Origin of the sequence: Microcoleus sp. Z1_A1 (assembly GCF_036700305.1) — a bacterium.
GTDB lineage: Bacteria > Cyanobacteriota > Cyanobacteriia > Cyanobacteriales > Microcoleaceae > Microcoleus.
The window spans coordinates 15,665-37,952 of record NZ_JAUBOR010000045.1 but is presented as its reverse complement, the minus strand read 5'-3'; the positions used below and the strand labels follow the sequence as shown (position 1 = coordinate 37,952).

Below are 22,288 nucleotides of genomic sequence, written 5' to 3'. Positions count from 1 at the left end.
ATGTTTTGTAGTTACTCAATAATTCTTCTCCAATATACCAGATTATGTTAACATGAAATTTAGATGCGTTCGCCCTGGACAGTTAGGGAGTCGATCGCCTCTAGGGCAGTATTTACAGGTGCGACGCCAGCTTTGTCAAACTTGCATCCCGAATGGGCAAGTCATTTTGAGGTATCAAGATTAAACCAAATTACTTGTCTAAAACCTAAATTTTTATTGTTAGCAAAACCGGGGATTACTATAAAAAAATACAAAAGTGCCTGAGTAATTATCCAGTAGATAGGGTAAATCTGCAAGCAGGGCTTGCATAAATAAAAACAATTTTAACTAATCCTTTTTACCATTCGCCGATCGGTGAACCTACACCATGAGAAAACCGCTCAATACAAAAAAGTAATCAACACCGCTCCACCCAGCCTGAAATAAATTAAAAAAAGTAACTTGATTTAATCTCACCGCGCTCATCTCGTTGAGGTGAAACATTACCACTAATACCCCCACAATCCCTCGATCAACTTGCCAGAGGTTAAGCTTTTTGTGAGAAGTTGAACTCTGTGCAATGAAAAAATACCTTAGTCGAGGGTGGCCGTTGTGCTTGTTCCTCAACTACTGTCAACTCACTAAACATAGTCAACACATTAGACACTATAATATAACTTTATACTTTTTTCATAAAGTTGTGCAAGAAGACTTCCGACTGATCGTTGACTTAGTTCTAGTTCTCGCTGCTGCCGCAGCAGGAGGACTCTTTGCATCGCTATTGCGACAGCCGGTAATTCTCGGCTATCTCCTGGGAGGGATCGTAGTTGGGCCGGCCGGTTTGGGGCTGATTAAAGAATTAATTCAGGTAGACACCCTGGCGGAATTCGGGGTTGCCTTTCTGTTATTTGCCTTGGGAGTGGAATTTTCTTTCGCCGAACTCCAGAAAGTAAAAGCCATTAGTTTGGGCGGGGGGGGCTTGCAAATTGTGCTGACCATCGCCATTACTACTGCAATTTCCTTGGCTGTAGGGTGGGTAGAATCGCCCGCTCAAGGCGTGTTTTTAGGGGCGATTCTGTCGCTTTCTTCGACCGCCGTTGTACTCAAGTGCTTGATGGAGCGCAATGAAGGCGGTACTTCCCACGGTCAAGTCATGCTGGGAATATTAGTAGTTCAAGATTTGGCCTTGGGGCTAATGCTAGCAGTTTTGCCGGCACTCAATCAGCCAGCAGAAGCGATCGGCATGACGGTAGCGTGGGCCCTGCTGCGGATCGGGTTATTTGCGATCGGTGCTGTAGTCGCGGGCATTTGGATGGTACCGCAGTTGCTGCGCTATTTGGCGAAAACAGAAAGTCGGGAACTGTTTTTGCTGGGAGTTGTGGTGTTGGCTTTAGGGATTGCGCTGCTGACAGAATATTTGGGTTTTTCGATCGAGATGGGCGCATTTGTGGCGGGTTTAATGATTTCCGAGGTGGAATATGCCGACCAAACTCTAACTTATGTCGAGCCTTTGCGAGATATTTTTGCATCCTTATTTTTTGTCACCATCGGAATGTTAATCGACCCGGTGTTTCTGTGGAACCATCTAGAAGTAATTCTGGGACTGGTATTTATAGTATTTGTCGGCAAATTCTTGATTATAACGCCGATCGTCCGACTATTTGGCTATCCGCTAAAAACAGCATTAATCGCAGGTTTGGGCTTAGCTCAAATAGGAGAATTCTCCTTTGTACTCGCTAGTGCCGGCCAAGCTATGGGGCTGGTTTCGCGGAACGTTTACCTGTTAATTTTAGGAACGACAGCAGTCACCCTCGTGCTAACTCCGTTTGTATTGAGAAGCGTGCCGCAGTTATTGAAATGGGCGGAAAATTTCGGGCCTTTGCAGCGCTATTTTGACGAAACATCTCAACCTGTGGCAATAGCTGAAACTTTGCCGGAACAAAATTATGTTGTGGTTTGCGGCTACGGGCGAGTCGGCAGAATTTTAGTCAAAATGCTGCAAAGCCGCAACTGTTCAGTTGTGGTGATCGATGAGTCAGAAAGTAGAATTCAAGAGTGCAGAATGCAAGGAATTCCTTACATTTACGGGAATGCTGCCAGTTTGCACGTATTGGAAGCGGCGCGGGTGGAACGGGCAAAAGCAATGGCGATCGCCCTTCCCGATCCCATGAGCACTCGCTTGTGTCTGAAGCGGGCTTTAGAATTAGTCCCGGATTTGGATATTGTGGTGTGCGCGAACCAAGATAAAGACATCGAATTGCTTTATCAATTGGGGGCCTGGGAAGTTGTGCAGCCGGAGTTTGAAGCCAGTTTAGAACTGTCTTCCCATTTGCTGGCTGGCATGGGACTCTCGGCAATGGCGATCGGGCGGGATGTGCAGCAAATTCGCAGCAGCCGCTATCTGGAATTGCGGCCACCGCGCGAACCTTTGGCGATTTCGCGGGATTTGAAAGTGGCGGTTCGAGATATGAACAGCGAGTGGTACAACTTGCCGTCGGGTTCTCCCATCGCCAGCATGACTCTGGAAGAAACTAACCTGCGCCAGTTGACAGGGGTTAGCGTGATGGCGATCGTCCGCGAGAATGGCGAGGAAATTGATTATCCTAACGGCAAGACAGCTTTGCAGCCGGGCGATCGACTTTTTGTAGTGGGAGAACCGGAAGAACTCATCAGTTTTGAGTTGCTGGCGAAGGGGGAAGTTGCAGTCCCGCAGGGGGACAGTTCTTGCCAGTGGCTGAGACTGCCAGCAAACAGCCCTTGGGCGGGCCAAAAACTGTCAGAGGTAGATGTGCTGACGCAGTACGGGGTGCAGGTGCGGGCTATCCGCCGGGAAGGGAAATTTACTCGCTGGCCCGACGGAAGTAGCAATTTGCAAGAAGGCGATCGTTTGCTGCTGTGTGGCGGCTTTTACGAGCTCGGCTTGATGCAGCGGACGGCCTCACCGCGGGTGCCACAACCAGCTTTAAAGCTGCCTTTGGTCAAGGCCCAAGTCATCGAAAAGCTGTTTAGCGATTAGGGAAGTTCGGCAACGGATTCGCTCGACGGATGTAACGGATGTAACGGATGTAACGGAGGTCAGGAAGACCGAAGTTGGAAGAGGTTCGAGGGAAGAGGGAAGATTTTTCCCCTCTCCCACTCTCCCAATCTCCCAATCTCCCCCTCTCCCTGTCTCCCCCTCTCCCACTCTCTCTGTCTCCTCAGCCGTTGGGTTTGAGATAAGCAATTGCTGGTCGCGAGATCAGAATTTGTGTTTCTGATGGATCGAGGAGGCAAATGCAGCTATTATCCTGCCAAAAAATTCTGCCAGCTACTAAGTCGCCGGTCAGGAGTTTGATTTCCACCTGTTGTTTGTCTTTGATGTAGCTTTGTATTAAGCGAACGCTGGGCAATCCGGTTTCAAATTCAGACATAGTTCAGAAAATTATAGTCAAATATTACCTTAAACCATATTCTTCTGTTTATACCGTTTAACCCTTACTGCCGCAACTACAAGGGTGTCTCCCCGATGACGGAGAAACCCCTTGGCGGTTACTTTTATACCGATATTCATTCAGCCATTGACATCAGCATTAATTATACGAATTCTCCAAAATATTGCAACAATTACAGCACTTTCCAGGTAAGTGAAGTACAGAGAAACCGGGTTTCTTGAATAAAACCGGTTTCTGGCGAGAAATCCAGAAGAAACCCGGTTTCTGGGGTGTACTTTATAAACCTGGAATCCGCTGTATTAGTTTGTGGTTGGTTTACGATCGCGCTTCAGCTAAGGTGCGTCGCTTGGAGATGGTCGCTCTTTTTTAGAATTTAATGGTGGCGACGCACCCTACAGCTACTGTTGCATGACTTTTGAGAATTAGTATTAAATATCGCTGGGGAGTTATAAATATTATATTTGTTTATGTTGCACGAGAAAGGACTATAAATTGCATAAAGTTTTATAATACTGAGAAATGGGTAATTTGGTCCGCAAATTATCTAATCAGTTTTAACCAAAAGAGGTTTGTTTTTATGCCGATCGAGTTTGCGAAGTATCACGGACTGGGAAATGATTTTATTCTGATTGACAACCGCCACTCGTCAGAACCGGTGATCGCGCCAGAACAAGCTGTGGATTTGTGCGATCGACATTTCGGGATTGGTGCAGACGGTGTGATATTTGCTCTTCCGGGTCAAAATGACACTGACTATACGATGCGGATTTTTAACTCCGACGGTTCGGAACCAGAAATGTGCGGCAACGGGATTCGCTGTTTGGCTAAGTTTATCGCGGATTTGGACGGGTCAGAGGCGAAAACTCAGTACCGCATCCACACTCTGGCTGGTGTGATTAGCCCGGAATTGCGATCGGACGGTCAGGTTAAGGTGGATATGGGGGTTCCCCGGCTACTGGCTGCGGAAATTCCGACAACTTTGGCTGCATCGGATGCCAAAGCTATAGATGTGCCGATCGAAGTTGCTGATAAATCTTGGTCTGTTACCTGCGTCAGTATGGGCAATCCTCACTGTATTACTTTTGTAGAGGATGTTGCGGCTGTTGCTTTAGAAACTGTCGGGCCTCAATTCGAGCACAACAAAGCATTCCCGCAGCGTACCAATACGGAATTTATTCAAGTGGTACGTTCAGACTATGTAAAAATGCGGGTGTGGGAAAGAGGCGCGGGTGTTACTCTAGCTTGTGGGACTGGTGCTTGTGCTGCTGTGGTAGCTGGGGTGTTGGTAGGAAAGTGCGATCGGGCAACTGCTGTTGAGCTCCCCGGCGGCGTTTTGGAAATCGAATGGGCAGAAGTTTCTGGGCGCATTTACATGACCGGGCCGGCACAGCGAGTATTTACTGGTTGTATGAGTGATTAGTCATTAGTTATTAGTCATTAGTTATTAGTCATCAGTCACTGGTCAGAAGGGATTTTTTGTTGAATTAACAAGCAATAAAAATTATTGACTTCAAAATTTTTATTGAATTCTGACCAATGCCTTCCGCCTTCACAAATCATTGGCTGCGGACTGAAGACTGAAGGCTAATAACTAAGCCGGAAATCTCAAATCTCAAATCTCAAATCTAAAATTAAGTAGGTGGGCTGGCAGGGCTGGAGGTATTTATCTGATTCAGGACGACAACAGGCTGGTAGAAATGATGGAACAGCCCTACGACTCGGAAGACCAGTTACAAGAGTTGCTAGTAACTTATCCTAATTTGATCGCGGGAGACCAAATCGATCGGGCGACGGCGCGCAGGTGGCTGTTAATTTCGCGGGAAGCTGCACCCAGCGATGAGGAAACAGCGGTGCAGTGGTCGCTGGATCATTTGTTTCTCGACCAAAATGCAGTTCCTACTTTGGTGGATGTCCGGCGAACTCCTAATGCCGAACTGCGACAAAAAGTTTTGGGCCAGTCGATCGACTATGCTGCTAATGCGTTGGTTTACTGGCCGATCGATTCAATTATTGCTCTGTTTGAAGCTAATTGTCGCGATCGGGGTCGCGATCCTGAACAGATTTTTGAAGAGTTTCTCGGTGCGGATGCTAATGAAGACCTATTTTGGCAGAAGGTTAAAACTCATTTGCAAGCGGGTAAAGTTCGCTTAGTGTTTGTAGCTGACGAGATTTCCGCTGAGCAATAGAAAATAAATAACTTAGGATCGCGAATTAAATAATTTACACTCTTGAAAGTGGGTTGGGCCTAAGATCCCGCCCTTTCTGGACGGGCGGGACGCCCATCCCACAAGAACCATCACGCATTCTAAGTTATTTAATTCTCATATCGTTTCCGGTTGCATCGGAATGATTTAACCGCAGAGGGCGCAGAGAACGCAGAGGGAGAGAATACAGAGATGAATACAGGACGATGCTACCGGATTTGATATCATTCCTAACGAAGTTCTCGCAGAACATCGTCCCGATATCTGGGTGTCAGATTTCTCCCGCGCTCAAAAAAATCACCCAGCACCACAATGGCAAGTGTGTGAGTGCACATCAACTGCGGGATTGCCAATATGCGATTGATGCTCTTGCCAGAATTTTTGCCCCAGCGATGAAGAGGTTATTATTAAGGGCTTTTATCATCCATCGGCAACGGGAGAATATGGATGATACTAGACTCTTGAGATATCGAATAAATTTACAGGAAAGATTAACCAAAATTTTGGATTTAGCACCACAGCATCCGGATGGTATACGGTTACGAAAACGTTACGGTGGGCTGATTGACAATTTATTTCTATTTCTGGAAGATGCGACAATTCCACCCACGAATAATAGTAGTGAACAGGCGATTCGGATGAGTGTGATATTTCGCCGTGTGACCAATGGCTTCCGTTCGGAATGGGGGCGAGATTTGTTTGCTGCCGTTCGTTCAGTTGTTAATACTGGCAAGCGTCCGGGTTTAACTGCTTATCAATCCATTCAACAAGCTCTCTCTACTGATGGCTCCCTTTTTTCCCCTAGTTGAGCAATTACAATTTTTGGTTGTTCATTGGTTGGATACCTTTGTTTATAAATCGATCTTTGTCAGTTTAGTTTTGAAGAAATTACTCGATCGGTTGCAGGTTTTTTGAGGTTCCGGTGTCGGGTGTAGAGGTTGGGGAGAAAACCCGCCTCTACACGGGAATCGGGATTACAGGGGAGAAGTACGTTCCAGAAAAAACCTGTTAAGTTGATGGTGGCTAACCTACTTAGTAGACTTAGCACTAATTCTAACTTGCTCCATTGATGGGCTTGATCTCTTGTATTCGATCAAGTTGCTGCGCTGTCCCAGCAAGCGACGCTGATGAAACTGAATCTGACCTTGCAATTGGGGAAATCTCCCGATCGCACAAGATATAGCATAAAGACCAGAATCCTTGGCTGGCAAATTCCGCTGCAACATCCGGCGGTAAATTCGGTAGGTAAGTATCGGGTAGGTGGCGAGCAACCACAGGCTCCACCCGTGGGTGAACCAGGCTGTGCCCAATGCTAGCACAGGCAGAACGAATCCCCAGAACCAGATGCTGGTGGTCTCTTTGACCCAGTGGCGATCGGGGGTGTTTCCGTGCAGCCAGGAACCCTCGGCGTAGGCGTGACCGGCTCTTTGAGAACGTTTCCACCACTGGGTAAAACTTGTCATTTGGGCGTCGTGCAGGGTCATTTCTGCATCTAATCGCTCGATTTTCCAGCCGTTTTGACGCAGCCGCACGCAGAGTTCCGGTTCTTCGCCAGCAATGAGTGCAGGGTTGAAACCGCCGACTTGCTCGAACGCCGCGACGCGCATCATCGAGTCGCCGCCGCAGGCTTTGGCTTCGCCGACAGGCGTGTCCCACTCGATGTCGCAGAGTCGGTTGTATGCTGTGGCGTTGGGAAATCTTTCGCGCCGGCGCCCGCACACTACGGCTACGTCGGGTTTGGCTGTGAGTTCTTGCTGGGCGAGTTCGATCCATCCGTCAACCAATTCGCAGTCGCCGTCTACAAATTGGACAAATTCGATGTCTGGTGATAGTTTCAGCAAGCGAGCAAAGCCTTCGTTTCTGGCGCGTGCTGCAGTAAACGGTATAGATAAGTTTAGTTCTACTGTATCGGCTCCGATCGATCGGGCTAACTCTAGGCTACCGTCTGTTGATCCGGAATCGACATACACGACGCGGGCAACTTTGTCTGTGGCCGATACTAGGCACTGGCGCAGGCGCGGCCCTTCATTGCGTCCGATCGCCACTAATCCAACTTGTTTCAAGTCTTACCTCTTAAATTCCACTCGCGAGCTGTTATTTTAATATTTTAGCGACACTCAAGGTAAGTTCACAATATCTTTATATTGTAACTTCTATGGAGCTACGCTTTTCGGTGTTAGACTGCCTCTAGCTTATTCAGTTCTTCTGGAGTCAACACGATCGGCAAAACTAATCAGAAAAGCAAGCTAATAGCCTCGCCAGAAAGTTATCAAAGTTGACAAATCCATAAGCTTGCCGCTTAATCAACTTGATTCGGTTGTTAATTCCTGCTCTACAGAACCTAGTATTTCAAAAAGTTAATAATCTTATAAAAATTAACTATAAAATATAAAAATTAGGCGGTGTAAAAGCAATTATATATTCACTTACAGATATTTTTGTGATTTAATAAGTTGAGATATTACACAAATTGTCATAAAAATTATACTGAGAATATGGTAAACGTATCTAAATTAATTTAATTTGACAAAAAAGTGAGTTTTTGCATTACTAAATAACTAAAAAAAAAATCGGAAAATTCTTAAGTTTAACCCCAGTGAAGCAGATTCAATCAAAATTTTAAGAATTTATAAAATTTAAAAATCAGGATAGATTTCACAAGAGATGGGTGTTATCTTTTAAGCGTTAGCTGGCAAAGTTTAAAATTTGAAATCAATAATTATCCCTTCCCGCTCGATAGCGTTTCATTTTTAGACTTTGTGCCGGAAGTTTTTTCTTGTTGCAGTATATTTATGGCTAGCCTCCGATTGAAGTGCAAAATTTACGGGAGAGTTCTGTTTCATAATCCAGCTTTTATATTCACAAAATGTAACATCAAGCGTCCAATATAAGCTATTTTTAATGCCCCAGTGACTGCGGCTCGCCCCAGCCATTGTCTCAGCATTACTGCTGAAACTACTAAGCGTAAAAACGAGCTTATGTGGTGGTTTTATTCTACAATCTTTGTTCACTAACTATCATGACAACTGTTTTTGATCCCGTCCATAATGCTTGATTATGCAGAGGTGGTAACTCGGATAAATCCACATTCCCGACTTGTCTTTGTTACACTCGGTGATGTCCTGCTTCTACTTGTTCATGTTCATAATAATCATACTTTTTTCCTAAATAATCTGCTTCTTGAGCTACTTCAAACCACTCTTTCACGGCTTTGTATAAAAGTTGTTGATTGCCTTTGAAAGCTAAAATATAATCTTCTTTTTTCTTGAAAATCAGAGATATTATATTTTTTTGATAACAGCCGATCATCTATAGTTATTACACTTCCGGCAATTTATAACATTTCTATTAATTCCGCAATCGCTGTCATTAGATTTTAGATTTTAGATTTTGGCTTTACCCCACGGATAAATTCGGGGGCTTGAGGATTTTCGATTTTAGATTTTGGATTGATTGCACGGATAAATCACGTGGCGGGTAGCATCAAGAAATTCTTGGTCATTCCATTAGATTTTTTATGTTTTTTTTTTCTAAAACCAATTGATGAAATGAAGACTAGCTTGTAACTATATATATCGCTTTTGGCTGGCTATTTCGGTCATATAATTGTTTTATTGTTTCGCCATCAATGAAGGGCGATCGCGTTTAGTTCTAATTCCCCGACTATGGCATTTACCCAAGTCAAAAAACATTCTTGAAACTATTGTGGTTCACTTCGGGAAAATAGCCGACTAAATGTGTCATGAGATGGTAGGCTATTCGGTAATTATAGAAAGCTTTTTAAGCATTGATATTTGGCATTACCTAGGCTTCTATTGCCACCCATCCGTCTGCACCGCGTCTGGACAGCTAGAATCGCCATCGTCGATCTAATATCTTTAAGTAAGTGTTCTTTACTTCTTTCTATTCTTGAATTTTTATAGTTGGGAAAATGCTCTAAAAAAAGGGTATTTAAAAGATTCATTGAAGGTGGTAATGAATCTGTTTATTTTTGTTGGGAAGTTACAGCTTTACTAAAACCTCTTGCCATTGATAGCATCAATAAACTACAATAAACTACATGAAAAATTAGTCGGATTTAATTGTATCATATTTTGGGTAAAAGTTAAGATGCGTTTACCCTGTCTCACAAACCAGCCCCGACGGGGATATTATGGTTAATCGATCGGACATGATATCATTGGCTGCGGAATGAAGACTAAAGACTAATAACTAAGCCGGAAATCTCAAATCTCAAATCTCAAATCTAAAATTAAGTAGGTGGGCTGGCATGGCTGGAGGTATTTATCTGATTCAGGACGACGACAGGCTGGTAGAAATGATGGAACAGCCCTACGACTCGGAAGACCAGTTACAAGACTTGCTAGTAACTTATCCTAATTTGATCGCGGGAGACCAAATCGATCGGGCGACGGCGCGCAGATGGCTGTTAATTTCGCGGGAAGCTGCACCCAGCGATGAGGAAACAGCGGTGCAGTGGTCGCTGGATCATTTGTTTCTCGACCAAAATGCAGTTCCTACTTTGGTGGATGTCCGGCGAACTCCTAATGCCGAACTGCGACAAAAAGTTTTGGGCCAGTCGATCGACTATGCTGCTAATGCGTTGGTTTACTGGCCGATCGATTCAATTATTGCTCTGTTTGAAGCTAATTGTCGCGATCGGGGTCGCGATCCTGAACAGATTTTTGAAGAGTTTCTCGGTGCGGATGCTAATGAAGACCTATTTTGGCAGAAGGTTAAAACTAATTTGCAAGCGGGTAAAGTTCGCTTAGTGTTTGTAGCTGACGAGATTTCCGCTGAAATGCGCCGAGTTGTGGAATTTCTCAACGAACAAATGGACCCCGTTGAAGTTTTGGCCCTGGAAATTAAGCAGTATGTAAGTGAAGACGGTTTGAAAACGCTGGTTCCCAGAGTGATCGGTCAGACAGCGGAAGCACAGCAGAAAAAATCCAGCGCAACGCGCGAAAGAAGGCGCTGGGATGAATCTTCATTTTTTGCCGAAATCAAAGCTAGACGAGGCGCGGACGAGGCGCAAATGGCAAAAGCTATTTACCGATGGGCAAAAAGTCAAGAACCCGAAGTTCAAATCCACTGGGGAACGGGGGATGCCTACGGCGGTTTCGCCGCTCAATTGCCTCAAAAGGGAAGAAAACCTTATCAGTTATTCACTGTAGATATTGCTGGCAGAATGGAGATTTCTGCTAACAATTACGGTTCCCAGCCGCCGTTTAATGCGGAACAAAATTGGCTGGAATTGAGAAGTAAGCTGAGTGCGATCGGTCTGTCGCTACCTATAGAACCGGGTGAGAGAAGGTCGCCGAGTCTGGCTTTGTTTACTTTGCAAGACGAATCGGATCTCAAGCAAGTTATGGAAACTTTTGACTGGATTACTAATGAAATTAAAAAAGCGTAGTTATTGGGAATTGGGATAGGGCATGGGGCATGGGCATTGGTGTCAACTTAAGCTTTTGGTCCACCAGTCCTCCCGCCCACCCGTCAGTCCGCCAGGGAATGAATTCCACGGGGCTTATAGCTAAAGTCCTCTCAAAGAGGACTAATGAGTTCTTCAGTCCTCTTTGAGAGGACTTTAGCTTTGAGGCAGGGGTTTAAACCCCTGCCGGACTATCGGTTTGATGTTAAGTTGACACCAATAGGGCATGGGACGCCGCCTACTTACTTCACTTTCTTGAGAACCGCTATAAATGGTTTCAGAGAAAAGTTAAGAGCGTAGAAGGGGAAGTTCCGGTTAAAATAGCTCACCAAAACAAGTGGATTAAGTTTATGATGGTGTTTGAACTTTTTGCACAACTTGTGGGAATTGAAGACCCATTTTCTATCGGTTTTTCTTCTGAGGAGGATGAGGATAGCGAAAACTATCATTATTTTGTTATGGAAAGAAATGAATTTTATAAAAAAGCTCCTCCTCCTAACCTAGGATGTGTTTACTGGGAGATAGACGATCAGTGTTGGGGAGAATATGGAGGAATTCAAGAAGTTACTTTAAGCCGAGATCGATTAATTGTTAGTTTCGATCCTTCAAGACCCAACTCCAATACAGATTACGATGAGGCAATAATTTATTTTTCTGTAAGTGATTCAGAATTTCAGAAGTTGCAGAACACCTTGCAGAAGATAATGCTGGGTTATGAGGATAGGTTGAATTTAATTAATTAGTCACTTGCCTCAAGATTGTACTTGAAAGTCAATGCCCAATTCCCATGCCCTATGCCCCATGCCCCATGCCCAATAACTAATATCGAATATTAGCTTGTTTCATGCGCCGCAATGCTTCTCCCAGTCGATCGCAATCTGCAATTAAACTAATTCTCACATATCCTTCGCCGCCCGGCCCAAAAGCATTGCCAGGAGTCACCACAACACCCGTTTGCTGCAAAACATTGAGGGCAAAATCAGTCGAACTCATGCCCGGAGTGCAGGGAACCCAAAGATACATTGCAGCCAGAGGTTTAGGAATATTCCACCCTAATTCTGCCAATCCTTCCACCATGAAATCCCGGCGAGTCCTGTAACGATTCTGCACTTCGTGCAAGTAACTATCCGGCAATTGCAGTGCTGTTTCTGCTGCTGTTTGCAAAGCGGAAAATATACCGTAATCTAGGTTAGTTTTTAATGTCCGCAAACCTTGAATAATTTTGCTATTTCCTACTACAAAACCGACGCGCCAGCCGGCCATATTGTAGGTTTTGGACATGGTGTGAAATTCCACCCCGATTTCTTTACCGCCGGGAATTTCTAATAAACTTGTCGGTTGATAGCCGTCAAAGGCTAATTCCGCATAACACAAGTCGTGAACCAGCAAGATTTGATGTTTGTGTGCGAAAGCAACAATATCTTTGTAAAATTCGCGGGGTGCAGTTGCTCCAGTCGGATTACTGGGATAATTGAAATAGAGTATTTTGGCTTGTTCGGCTACGCTGTCGGGAATGTCGGCTAAGTCAATTACCCAGTCGTTTTCTGGTTTGAGGATGATGTTGTGAACTTTTGCACCGGCGATGATTGGGCCGCGAAATAATACGGGATAAGCAGGACTTGGTACTAATATTACGTCCCCTGGATTGATATAGGCGATCGCAAAATGTGCTAAACCTTCTTTAGAACCCAACAAAGGCAATGCTTCGCTTTCTGGATCGAGTTCAACGTTGTAGCGGCGGCTGTACCATTTAGTAATTGTACGGCGGAAACTGGCAGTTCCTTCAAAGGGTGGATAGCCGTGATTTGCAGAATTTTGGATGGCTGCGACAGCCGCTTCTACTACTGGTTGAGGAGTCGCCCCGTCGGGGTTTCCCATTCCTAAGTCTATTAAATCGAGTCCTTGTTCGCGGGCGCGGGCTTTGAGTTCGTCGAGACGGGCAAATACGTAGGGCGGTAGTTTTTGCAACCTGTCAGCAGGGGTAATCCAATCCAAGGTCATTTATTTTTTGTCAGTTGTCAGTTTTCCTGGTTTGTAGTAAGGACTTTCGTCCTTGCTAGCACAGCCTTTTCAGGACTTTAGTCCTTACTACAAACTGTTTTAATTCTTAATCTTTAATTCTCCCACAGGTGCGGTGGTAGAAACCATCGCTGCCATTAATTGTTGGGGAACAACTTTAAAAGGCAGTCGGTGGATGTCGGAATTGGGATTGCAGGCTATGTCGGCGGCGCGCTGCAATTCTGTGATGGTAATGTCTCCGAGTCCGAGGTTGTCTAAAGTTTGGGGCAATCCAATCTCGGCGTAGAATTTTAGCAGTTGCTGTCTGGCGCTAGCGGCGAGTTGATTGTTTTGCAGCATTTCTTCTAGTCGCAGTTGTACTAAAATGCCGTAGGCGACTTTTTCGCCGTGCAATGTGCCGTGACTTGCTAATAGATGAGTTAGGCCGTTGTGGACGGCGTGGGCGGCGACGGTGCGACATTGAGCACCACCGATTCCACCGATTACTCCTGCTAGCAATACGGCCGCATCTGTGACTTCTTGCCAGGTTTCGCTACCGGGTTCTTTGAGGGCGGCGGCTGATTTTTGAAATAAAATATCGCGCAGTATTCTAGCTTGTTGGACGGCGGAAATTATCAGGGTTTGTTCGGAGTGTCCGCTGCTGACTGATGCTTCGTACCATTTGGCGATCGCATCTCCAATTCCTGCTACTAATGTCCGCTGCGGTGCGGTTTGAATCAAACCGTAATCGAGTATTAATAAGTCTGGACATCTGGCTAATGTGACATCGTATTGGAATGCACCTTGTTCTGAATAAATGTTAGAAAGGGCTGTCCAAGCGGCACAGGTGGCTGCTGATGTGGGTATGGTGACGATCGGGATTTTGCACTGATGGGCGACGAGTTTGGCTGCGTCTAAGGCTTTGCCGCCGCCAACTCCGATGATGAAGTCGGCTTGATGGGTTTTGGCTGCTTCGCGGAGGGTTTCGAGGCTGGTTTCGCTGCAATCCTTGCCGTATGCTGTTTCGGCGGATTTTAACTGCTGCTGTTCGAGGATTGGTTGCAGGTAGGGTTGGGCGGCGGCGAGGGAGTTGCTGCCGCCGACGATTAGCGGCCGCTTTCCGAAACGGGCGATCGCATCTCCGGCTTGTGCTAAGGCCGATCGACCTCGCAATACACAGGCGGGAGCAATTGTCAAGGAATAAATTGCTGGTGCGGTGGCGGTTTTGGTGCTTTGGGTTTGAGTCATCGAACCACTGGATAAGTGACGAGAAGGTTGACGCTTTGCAGGATTGCTGGATTTTCTAGGATAACTCTAATCTATGCGAATATGGTAAGTTTTATAAAGTTTTTATTAAGTATTGTTGGGCTGTTGGGGGGTGGGAGAACCCAGTTGAGGGGCGATCGCTATGATAAATTTAGGAATATAAGCAATTTCAAGGATAGGGCAATGCTGACTAAACAAGATTGGGACTGGTTAGCAGTGTGTTCTCATTATCAAACGGCTGTCACAGTCCAGACACTTCTCAAAGAAGGAAAATCTATGGAAGCAACGGCAGGTTTAGAATCTTTAATTGAAGCAATGGGAAGAACCGAAAAACGAGCATTAAAAAGCCAGTTAATTCGTTTAATGCTTCATATTATTAAATGGAAATCTCAACCTCAAAAACAAACTACTAGCTGGGCTATTAGCATTCTATCCGCACGCCGAGAAATAGAAGATATTCAGGAAGAAGTTCCTAGTTTAAATCGTGAATTTATTGCATCTATTTGGGATAAATGTTTTCAAGCAGCCGTGAAAGAGGCTAACACCGAAATGAGGAAAGTTGAATGTCAATTGACTTCCCTTTCTTGGTCAGAAGTTTTTGAGGAGGAATATACTTTATCTGATAACGATGAAGAAAATTAAAGTTTAGATCGATACGAAATCTGGATTCAACCGCCGATTGCCATAACTATTGATTTATGATAAATTTAGGAATATAAGCAATTTCAAGGATAGGGCAATGCTGACTAAACAAGATTGGGACTGGTTAGCAGTGTGTTCTCATTATCAAACGGCTGTCACAGTCCAGACACTTCTCAAAGAAGGAAAATCTATGGAAGCAACGGCAGGTTTAGAATCCTTAATTGAAGCAATGGGAAGAACCGAAAAACGAGCATTAAAAAGCCAGTTAATTCGTTTAATGCTTCATGTTATTAAATGGAAAAATCAACCTGAAAAACGAACAGCTAGCTGGGCTATTAGTATTCGTTCGGCGCGGCGAGAGCTTGAAGAAAGTCAAGAAGAAATGCCGATTTTAAATCGTGATTTTATTGAGTCTCTCTGGGAGAAATGTTTTAAAGTTGCGCTGAAAGATGCCCAGGATGAAATGGGTAAAAAATGTCAATTAACCTCACTTGCTTGGTCTGAAGTTTTTGAGGATGAATATAGTTTTGAGACTTTTTGAATTCTGTCATCCTCCCAGTCTTCGCCATCGAGTACCGAAAACTCGCTTAATTCAGGATAAGTCAAAAAATCTTCGGCTGTAGCAGGTATAAATGGTGCTAGTATTTTATGGCGTTCTGCTATTGGCAGACTAGCAATTTCTCGCTTGTGATAGCTTGAGAGTAGGTGCGGTTGTTGACGAACTGTTAGACTCAGAACTTTCGCTGGGTAACTGCTTTTTTTGTTCCGCTTTTTGCACGAGGAATTGTGCAAAGTCGAGCACTTCTTGTTGTTTCTCCGTTGGCAACTGTCGCAGATTCTCTAACACTGCTTGCTCAAAATTAATTGTTTCTGACATTTCAATTACTTTTCCTAAGCGTTTATCGGTTTATTTCTCACGCAGTCAAGTTTTGTAGTTCCATGTTTGCAAATCGCGCCATAATTTTCATCTTTCCCTCTTACTTCACCCATCACACCGCCAAATCTTGATACTCCCATCAGAACTGCCACTAACCAGAGTGTTTCCATCCGGGCTAAAACTGACCGAATTAACCTGGGCTGAATGCCCTATGAGAGTGTGAATTTCCTGTGTTTTCAGATTCCAAAGCTTGATAGTGTTGTCTCCACTACCACTAGCAATAATTTGTCCATCCGGGCTGATGACCACGGAAAAAACCGACTGTGAATGCCCTGTGAGAGTGTGAGTTAGCTCTCCGGTTTTCAGAGGCCAAAGCTTGATATTGTTGTCTCCACCACCACTAGCAATAAATTGTCCATCCGGGCTGATGACAACGGAAAAAACCGACTGTGAATGGCCTGTGAGAGTGCGAAATCCCTGTCTGGTTTTCAGATTCCAAACCTTGATAGTATTGTCATAACTGCCACTAACCAGAGTGTTTCCATCCGGGCTGATAGCGACAGACCAAAGCGAGTATGAATGTCCAGTGAGAGTGCGAATTTCCTGCCCGTTTTTCAGATTCCACAGTTTGATACTATTGTCTTGACTGCCACTAGCAAGAGTTTCTCCATCTGGACTAAAAGCAAGAGACCGAATTAAACTTGAGTGACCCTTGAGAGTGGTAATCTCTTGTCCAGTTTCTAGATTCCACAGCTTAATTGTTCTGTCATAACTTCCAGTAGCTAAAATTTTTCCATGAGGGTTAATAGCAACGCAATAAACCGCAACTGAATGCCCAGAGAAAGTACGAATCACCTCTCCTGTATGCAAATTCCAAAGTTTGCTGCAATTTCCACTGCTGTTACTAGCAAAAGTCTTGCCATCTGGACTAATAACTACGCAATCAACAGATGGCAGACCTACGCCATTAAGAGTTTTTACACATTTGAAGGAGTGAGTTTTTCTAAGGATTTTTTCTTCTATTTGTTGTGGGCTTTTTACTTCACATTTGGCAGCTTCTTCTATTTGTTGTTGGCGTTTTGCTTCAGCTTTGGCAGCCTCTTGAGATTGACGTTCCGCTTCTACTTGCTCAATCAGCTTTTTCAACTCCTGTTCATACTGTTCTCCCTGTCGCTGCTGAATATCCTGAAGAATATCAAAATAAGGTTTCACCAACTCTTCTGCTAATCCATATTCAGCCAATTCATCCTTTAAATTAAATAACAAAGGTTCATACCCAGGATCAATATTGAGATAATACAAATCCGCTAAAAATGCCGCCAGCAACTTGTGAATCGCTACAATCAACTGCCGAATTATGCGTAAAGCTTTTTTCTCAGTTACTCCCGATGCTAAAAGTGCATCTTTCGCCTCTTCCCAGTCAAAAACTTTGGTAGAAAACAGGGAGACTTCCTGATTATTCAGGAATCCCCAAAAGCCGACGCGGAAAGTTACGGCATAGTCGCTGATATCGCTATATAAAATTGTCGTCGGAACCGGAGATAAAATTCGCTGCAAGCGTTCCACATCAATATCACCAATCGACTCAGTGAAATAGTCGCTATAAAACTTAACTGGGCGTAAGACATCCTGTTGAGGATAATGCTGTCTGAGAAAATCTCCGACACTTCTCATCTCAATTGGCAAATCTTCACAGAATGTTTCCGGGCATTGCTTGCTAATTTTTGGCGGTGATAGTAAGATTAAGAGGCGATGTTGCTGCTGAAGTAAAATCTGCTTAGTTTCCTCTCGATTTAACTTAGAAAACCAAGTATCTTTATCCCAATTTGTTTGAATTTCTGCCAGCTTGACCTGAATATCCTTTGCTTGCAATTCCCGCATCAAATCCCGTTGCAAGGCTGCCAGCTTCAGTCTGTCTCGCTGTTCCTGTTCCTGCAACTCAAGGCGGCGTGCTGTTTGTGCTACTGTTAGCTTTAACAATTCCCGGTCTCTGGTATCTTTCGCCTTCGTGTATTCCAGCATTTCTTGAGAATAACGCTGTTTGGCTCGCTCTATCTCAGTCGAATCAGATGAGTTATTGGGAGCGGGAATCAGAATATCTCGGTACTTTTGAGAGTTATTGCCGAAGGCTTCTCCTAGTTTGTAGCCGATATTTCTGGCGATGGGTGAGAGCACTGCCGAGATGTAGGGAGCGATAGCGGCGATGATTGTTGGAAGCATAAATGTGCGTGAGGATGGGGTTATAAATAGTGTAGCAACTTGTTGAGATGAAAAAAGCAACTACAAGCGCGTTAATACTGTAAGAGGTCTATTATGCAAAGCTGACTACACATCTTTTTGAACTTCTATGCGATAGTTGTAGCCCTGTTCGGTGAGGAATAGTTGGCGGTGTCGGGCAAAATCTTCCTCGCAAGTTTGTAGCGATACTAATGTATAAAAGCTGGCATTGTGTCCGTCGGGCTTGGGGCGGAGAATTCGTCCGAGGCGCTGCGCTTCTTCTTGGCGAGAACCATACTTTCCCGATACCTGAATCAACACATCGGCATCGGGTAAATCGACGGCAAAATTGCCCACGCGAGATAGAACTAATCCGGGAATCTCTTTGTGACGGAATGCTTCGTATAACCGATCGCGCTCTGCCTGTTTTGTCTTCCCCGTAATCAGAGGCAATTCGGTAATTTTGGCGATCGCATCTAACTGTTCGAGATACTCACCAATAATTAAAATACGGTGTCCCGCCTCCTTTTGCAACAAACTTTGTACCACATCCAACTTACCCGGATTTTCCGCAGCAATCCGAAACTGATTGCGGCGGGGCGCTAGGGCATATTCCATTTTTTCCGCCTCATTTTGGGCGACACGGATTTCCGTACAATTCGCAGTCGCAATAAATCCCTGTCCTTCCAATTCGCGCCAAGGTACGTCATAGCGCTTGGGCCCAATCAATGTGAAAACATCGCCTTCTTTCCCGTCTTCGCGAATCAATGTCGCAGTTAAACCTAACCTGCGTCGTGCTTGCAATTCAGCGGTGATCCGAAATATCGGTGCAGGTAATAGATGGACTTCATCATAAATAATCAGTCCCCACGATTGGGCGTTAAACAACTCGAAATGCGGGAATTCATCATCTTTATTCGATCGATAACTTAGCATTTGGTAAGTCGATAGGGTGACAGCAGCCGTCTGTTTGGAGACACTGCTGTACTCAGCGATCGCATCCTCAGTTAAACTCGTTTTGTCTAATATTTCCCTGCGCCACTGGTGCACTGAAGTCAAACTGCTGGTGAGGATGAGTGTCTTTTGCTTTACCAAACTCATCGCTAACATCCCGACTATGGTTTTACCAGCCCCGCAGGGTAGGACGATCGTCCCACTTCCACCTTTTACCTCCCCGTCCTGATAGAATGCTTCTGCGGCTTTGTGTTGATAAGCACGCAAATTAAAGGGCAAGTCCGCTAAAGTACGATCGCGCAAAGAAATCCCTAATTCGGCACCCTCGACATATCCAGCCAAATCTTCTGCCGGATAGCCAACCGCTAGTAAAGCTTGCTTGAGTACGCCGCGATTCCCGGCATCGACTTGAAAGCAAAGATCGGAGATGCGCTTGCCCAACATTGGTTTAACGCGATCGTCCCGTACCAGCAATTCCGCTAGGGGCAAATCGGCAATTCGCAGTTGTAAATCCGGGCTAGCCGCATCGATTCTTTCAATTACAGTTAATCCATACCGCGCCCCCAACAGTTCAATTTCCTGCGCTACGGACTCAGGAATGGCATACTTGGCATATTTTCGCAAAGCTGCGATCGCGTCTTCAACTGGCATTCCCGCCGCCCGCGCATTCCAAACACTGAGGGGCGTAATGCGATAGGTGTGGATGTGTTCGGGACTTTTGATTAATTCGGCAAAAGGGGCGATCGCTTCTCGCGCCTGTTGTGCTGTGGGGGCGTGAACTTCTAGTAAGATCGATCGATCGCTTTGCACGATCAAAGCATTTTCGGGAACATAATTCATAAGAAGAAGGAAGAAGGAAGAAGGAAGAAGGAAGAGGGAAGAGGGAAGAAGGAAGAGGGAAGAGGGAAGAAGGAATGCACTACACGGATTAACACGGATACACGGATTAATTATTAGGCTTGTCTCAAATGCGATCGGGAAGAAGGAAACTATTTTAGATACTTTTAGGGTGAAGCAGTCGGGCGATTGTCCCTGCAATAAATTTCAGGATTTGTATCGGACTGCTGCACCCTGGCGCGAGTGCGATCGATACCACCGGACACTATCTTCTACCAATTTTAAACGAAATAACAGTATTCTTGTCCCCCCCCTTTGCAAGGGGGGGCTAGGGGGGGTCGAAGAGTGTTGCACGATTTTAGAGAAATGGTATTACTATTTATCCCGCTGGGGTAAGACGTAGCCGACTTGCCGCAGGGCGTTGCGAAACTTAGTTTCCTGGAATAATGGAACTGCTAAAGTGCGATCGCCCGCTAGCTGACAGAATTTTTTGGTACGGGAATCATTGGCAATCAACACAGCTAAATGGGCGTTTTTACATTCGATTAACTTGACAGTTCCTGCATCTTGCAAACTATTCGATCGTTCTGTAACATCCGTCAGAAATTGCTGTACGGTTTCGGGTAGCGGTTCGATACTTCTTGTCTCTAAAACTTCTTTAAATTCTGCTAGCGGGTATCCAGCTTCAATGGCGGTAAATAGCTTTTGTCGATCGAGTTGCCAGACGACATCTGAAACTTTTTTAGCATAGAGATCGAGGACGATCGCATCTGATGCCGCAATGCCTTCTCCTGCTACAACAATATCTAAATTGGGCAGTACGCGGAGTGTTTGACGGAACTCAATTGCTGGCGGGGTGTAATTCTGAGTCAATCCCAAACAGTAAGCCCCCAAAGCTGTCATGCGAAAAGAAATTAAGCCGTCGTAGCGGCTGAGAAATCTCAAATCGTCCGTTCCCCAAAGATCGTCAAAGTCGCTGGGGATGAGGGACGGATCGGCATAGGCAACATCAATTATTCCCAGGGTAGCAACATATTCAAACAACAGGCAGCGCATATATCTTTCTTGCAGAATATGCCAATCGTGACTGCCCGAATATCCTAAGTTACCATACCCAAATTCAGAAATATAGAGATTGTCGGGATCGCGCGTTACTTCAAACCGATTGCCCGTTGCCAACATATACCTGCTAAATTCGCTAAACAGAACCCATTTACCGACAGGACATTCTGCTAGCCTTGAGGCGATCGCCTCTCTCCGCCCCGCCACCGCTGTCATGCCGCGCGCGCCCTTGCCAGTTTGTCCTTTAATCGCATCAATGCGGCGAAATTCATCAAAAGTGTTTGTTTTTAACCAGCGCTTCCATGCTGTCTGTAATCCTTTGGCAGGTGATTCTTGCAAAGCTTTCTGTCCCGCTTTGGTCAAAACTAGCTTTTTGCCCGATAGTTCGGCGAATTTGCTTGCTTGGGCGATCGCTGCCCAAGCAAAGGATTTGATGTTACCAACCTCGTAGAATATATCGCCCTTTTCCAAGGTAGCTTGGCGCTGTTCGTCGTTATAAAAATCACCCCCTTGCAATACAGCGGCGATCGCTTTGAGAGTTGCGGCACCAGGTAATGCGGTTTTCTCACTAACGGCAACTTTGCCCGACTGAATCAGACGCAAAACTGCTTCCAAATCCTTTGGGGCTGCCCGTTCCATTTCACAAATAGTCAAAGGAAGTTCGTACTCGGATACCTCTCTTTGAGATGTACGAAAGTTACGTTTTTCTACACGAACCATAAAATTATCTGGCAGTACATCACCAACCAGATTTAAGGAAATTCCTTGAGGTTTTGGCACAAACTTCAGCAATTTTTCTTCAAGATCGTAGGGTATCACAGTGCCGTAGAAGAACAAGCATAGTAGGGATGGTTCTCGGTTGTATCCATAGCGATCGCTGGTTCCCCAGTTTGGTTGTTGTCCGTATTTCGCCACAAATACATCGGCATCATAGCCACCACCTGACCCATGTATAACTTCCGCTACGGCCGCTTTTTGCAAATCGTCTAATTGCGCCCAAACTTGCTTAAGTTTTTCTCCCTGCATTTGCTGTTTAATCCCAGCAACCAGGTCAGCTTTGCGGGTTAATTTACGATCGCCCGACAACAGTGCATTCAGCTTTTTTAAATCTTCAACAATTATTCCTTCCAGTGCCTCTTGGAGGGTAGGAACATCATCTATGGTTTGGTAACGCGGCATAATTTTTGGCAATTCGCCTGCTGCAAAATTGTTTGTGCTACCAAATATAACAACTTTCCCCGATTTGTAATTTGAATTTTTGTGACAAAAATTCAAATTCTGGTTTAATATTTATTTTTAAGCACGCAAATTTATCTGCTCAAGTACAGAAGGAGGCGTTCTAAACAACTCGGAATTACACAACTATTCTTGCACACTTTTAGGTAAATAA

17 protein-coding genes and 2 pseudogenes are annotated in these 22,288 nt (G+C 45.0%); 9 read left to right on the top strand and 10 right to left on the bottom strand.

Features of this window, described 5'->3' with window-relative positions; all coding sequences use genetic code 11:
* Nucleotides 1–63: 63 nt before the first annotated feature.
* Entirely contained in the window at nucleotides 64–264 is a 201-nt protein-coding gene (locus QT973_RS22480) for a hypothetical protein (protein WP_333314420.1), read from the top strand.
* A 415-nt stretch (nucleotides 265–679) separates the two neighbouring features.
* A complete protein-coding gene (locus QT973_RS22475) occupies nucleotides 680–2,995 on the top strand; it encodes a cation:proton antiporter (RefSeq protein ID WP_333392211.1) in 2,316 nt (771 codons plus the stop codon).
* Nucleotides 2,996–3,176: 181 nt separating this feature from the next.
* Here QT973_RS22475 and QT973_RS22470 read toward each other — a convergent pair whose 3' ends face one another.
* Nucleotides 3,177–3,389 carry an Hfq-related RNA-binding protein gene (locus QT973_RS22470; RefSeq protein WP_333057289.1) on the bottom strand — a complete coding sequence of 71 codons (213 nt, stop codon included), beginning with the start codon at nucleotides 3,387–3,389 and terminating at the stop codon, nucleotides 3,177–3,179.
* Nucleotides 3,390–3,987: 598 nt separating this feature from the next.
* Here QT973_RS22470 and dapF point away from each other — a divergent pair.
* The 3 genes and pseudogenes from dapF (at nucleotide 3,988) to QT973_RS22455 (ending at nucleotide 6,423) form a co-directional block, all read left to right on the top strand.
* Nucleotides 3,988–4,830, top strand: a complete 843-nt coding sequence (gene dapF, locus QT973_RS22465; protein WP_333057288.1) for a diaminopimelate epimerase — start codon at nucleotides 3,988–3,990, stop codon at nucleotides 4,828–4,830.
* 277 nt (nucleotides 4,831–5,107) lie between these two features.
* Nucleotides 5,108–5,590 (top strand): annotated as a pseudogene (locus tag QT973_RS22460) (hypothetical protein); the annotation flags it as partial.
* Between the two features lie 347 nt (nucleotides 5,591–5,937).
* On the top strand, nucleotides 5,938–6,423 hold the full coding sequence (locus QT973_RS22455) for an IS66 family transposase (protein WP_333057287.1): 486 nt from the start codon (nucleotides 5,938–5,940) through the stop codon (nucleotides 6,421–6,423).
* 219 nt (nucleotides 6,424–6,642) lie between these two features.
* Here the strand turns inward: QT973_RS22455 and QT973_RS22450 are convergent, their stop codons facing one another.
* From QT973_RS22450 to QT973_RS22440, 3 genes and pseudogenes are all read right to left on the bottom strand, one after another.
* The gene (locus QT973_RS22450) at nucleotides 6,643–7,677 is read right to left on the bottom strand and encodes a glycosyltransferase family 2 protein (RefSeq protein ID WP_333057286.1); all 1,035 of its coding nucleotides are present in this window, start codon (nucleotides 7,675–7,677) and stop codon (nucleotides 6,643–6,645) included.
* Between the two features lie 166 nt (nucleotides 7,678–7,843).
* Nucleotides 7,844–7,942: pseudogene (locus tag QT973_RS22445) on the bottom strand (transposase); the annotation flags it as partial.
* 777 nt (nucleotides 7,943–8,719) lie between these two features.
* Entirely contained in the window at nucleotides 8,720–8,923 is a 204-nt protein-coding gene (locus QT973_RS22440) for a hypothetical protein (protein WP_333057284.1), read from the bottom strand.
* Nucleotides 8,924–9,884: 961 nt separating this feature from the next.
* Between QT973_RS22440 and QT973_RS22435 the strand changes: the two genes are divergently transcribed.
* Both QT973_RS22435 and QT973_RS22430 read left to right on the top strand, forming a co-directional pair.
* Nucleotides 9,885–11,027: a hypothetical protein gene (locus tag QT973_RS22435; protein ID WP_333273748.1), complete on the top strand. Its 1,143-nt coding sequence runs from the start codon at nucleotides 9,885–9,887 to the stop codon at nucleotides 11,025–11,027.
* Nucleotides 11,028–11,395: 368 nt separating this feature from the next.
* Entirely contained in the window at nucleotides 11,396–11,788 is a 393-nt protein-coding gene (locus tag QT973_RS22430; RefSeq protein ID WP_333392209.1) for a hypothetical protein, read from the top strand.
* Nucleotides 11,789–11,864: 76 nt separating this feature from the next.
* Here the strand turns inward: QT973_RS22430 and QT973_RS22425 are convergent, their stop codons facing one another.
* Both QT973_RS22425 and QT973_RS22420 read right to left on the bottom strand, forming a co-directional pair.
* The gene (locus QT973_RS22425; protein ID WP_333392207.1) at nucleotides 11,865–13,046 is read right to left on the bottom strand and encodes an aspartate aminotransferase; all 1,182 of its coding nucleotides are present in this window, start codon (nucleotides 13,044–13,046) and stop codon (nucleotides 11,865–11,867) included.
* A 99-nt stretch (nucleotides 13,047–13,145) separates the two neighbouring features.
* Nucleotides 13,146–14,291 carry an iron-containing alcohol dehydrogenase family protein gene (locus tag QT973_RS22420; RefSeq protein ID WP_333263564.1) on the bottom strand — a complete coding sequence of 382 codons (1,146 nt, stop codon included), beginning with the start codon at nucleotides 14,289–14,291 and terminating at the stop codon, nucleotides 13,146–13,148.
* Nucleotides 14,292–14,372: 81 nt separating this feature from the next.
* Here QT973_RS22420 and QT973_RS22415 point away from each other — a divergent pair, with 81 nt between their 5' ends.
* Both QT973_RS22415 and QT973_RS22410 read left to right on the top strand, forming a co-directional pair.
* Nucleotides 14,373–14,951 carry a DUF29 domain-containing protein gene (locus QT973_RS22415; protein ID WP_333273751.1) on the top strand — a complete coding sequence of 193 codons (579 nt, stop codon included), beginning with the start codon at nucleotides 14,373–14,375 and terminating at the stop codon, nucleotides 14,949–14,951.
* A 97-nt stretch (nucleotides 14,952–15,048) separates the two neighbouring features.
* A complete protein-coding gene (locus tag QT973_RS22410; RefSeq protein ID WP_333392204.1) occupies nucleotides 15,049–15,492 on the top strand; it encodes a DUF29 domain-containing protein in 444 nt (147 codons plus the stop codon).
* Between the two features lie 129 nt (nucleotides 15,493–15,621).
* Here the strand turns inward: QT973_RS22410 and QT973_RS22405 are convergent, their stop codons facing one another.
* The 4 genes from QT973_RS22405 to QT973_RS22390 all read right to left on the bottom strand — a co-directional run bounded on the left by QT973_RS22405 (nucleotide 15,622) and on the right by QT973_RS22390 (nucleotide 22,077).
* Complete coding sequence (locus QT973_RS22405; protein ID WP_333341031.1) at nucleotides 15,622–15,828, bottom strand: DUF2281 domain-containing protein; 207 nt, start codon at nucleotides 15,826–15,828, stop codon at nucleotides 15,622–15,624.
* 105 nt (nucleotides 15,829–15,933) lie between these two features.
* On the bottom strand, nucleotides 15,934–18,048 hold the full coding sequence (locus QT973_RS22400) for a WD40 domain-containing protein (RefSeq protein ID WP_333392202.1): 2,115 nt from the start codon (nucleotides 18,046–18,048) through the stop codon (nucleotides 15,934–15,936).
* Between the two features lie 105 nt (nucleotides 18,049–18,153).
* Nucleotides 18,154–19,839, bottom strand: coding sequence for a DNA repair helicase XPB (locus QT973_RS22395; RefSeq protein WP_333392200.1), 1,686 nt, complete (start codon nucleotides 19,837–19,839; stop codon nucleotides 18,154–18,156).
* 372 nt (nucleotides 19,840–20,211) lie between these two features.
* On the bottom strand, nucleotides 20,212–22,077 hold the full coding sequence (locus QT973_RS22390; RefSeq protein ID WP_333392198.1) for a hypothetical protein: 1,866 nt from the start codon (nucleotides 22,075–22,077) through the stop codon (nucleotides 20,212–20,214).
* Nucleotides 22,078–22,288 lie beyond the last annotated feature (211 nt).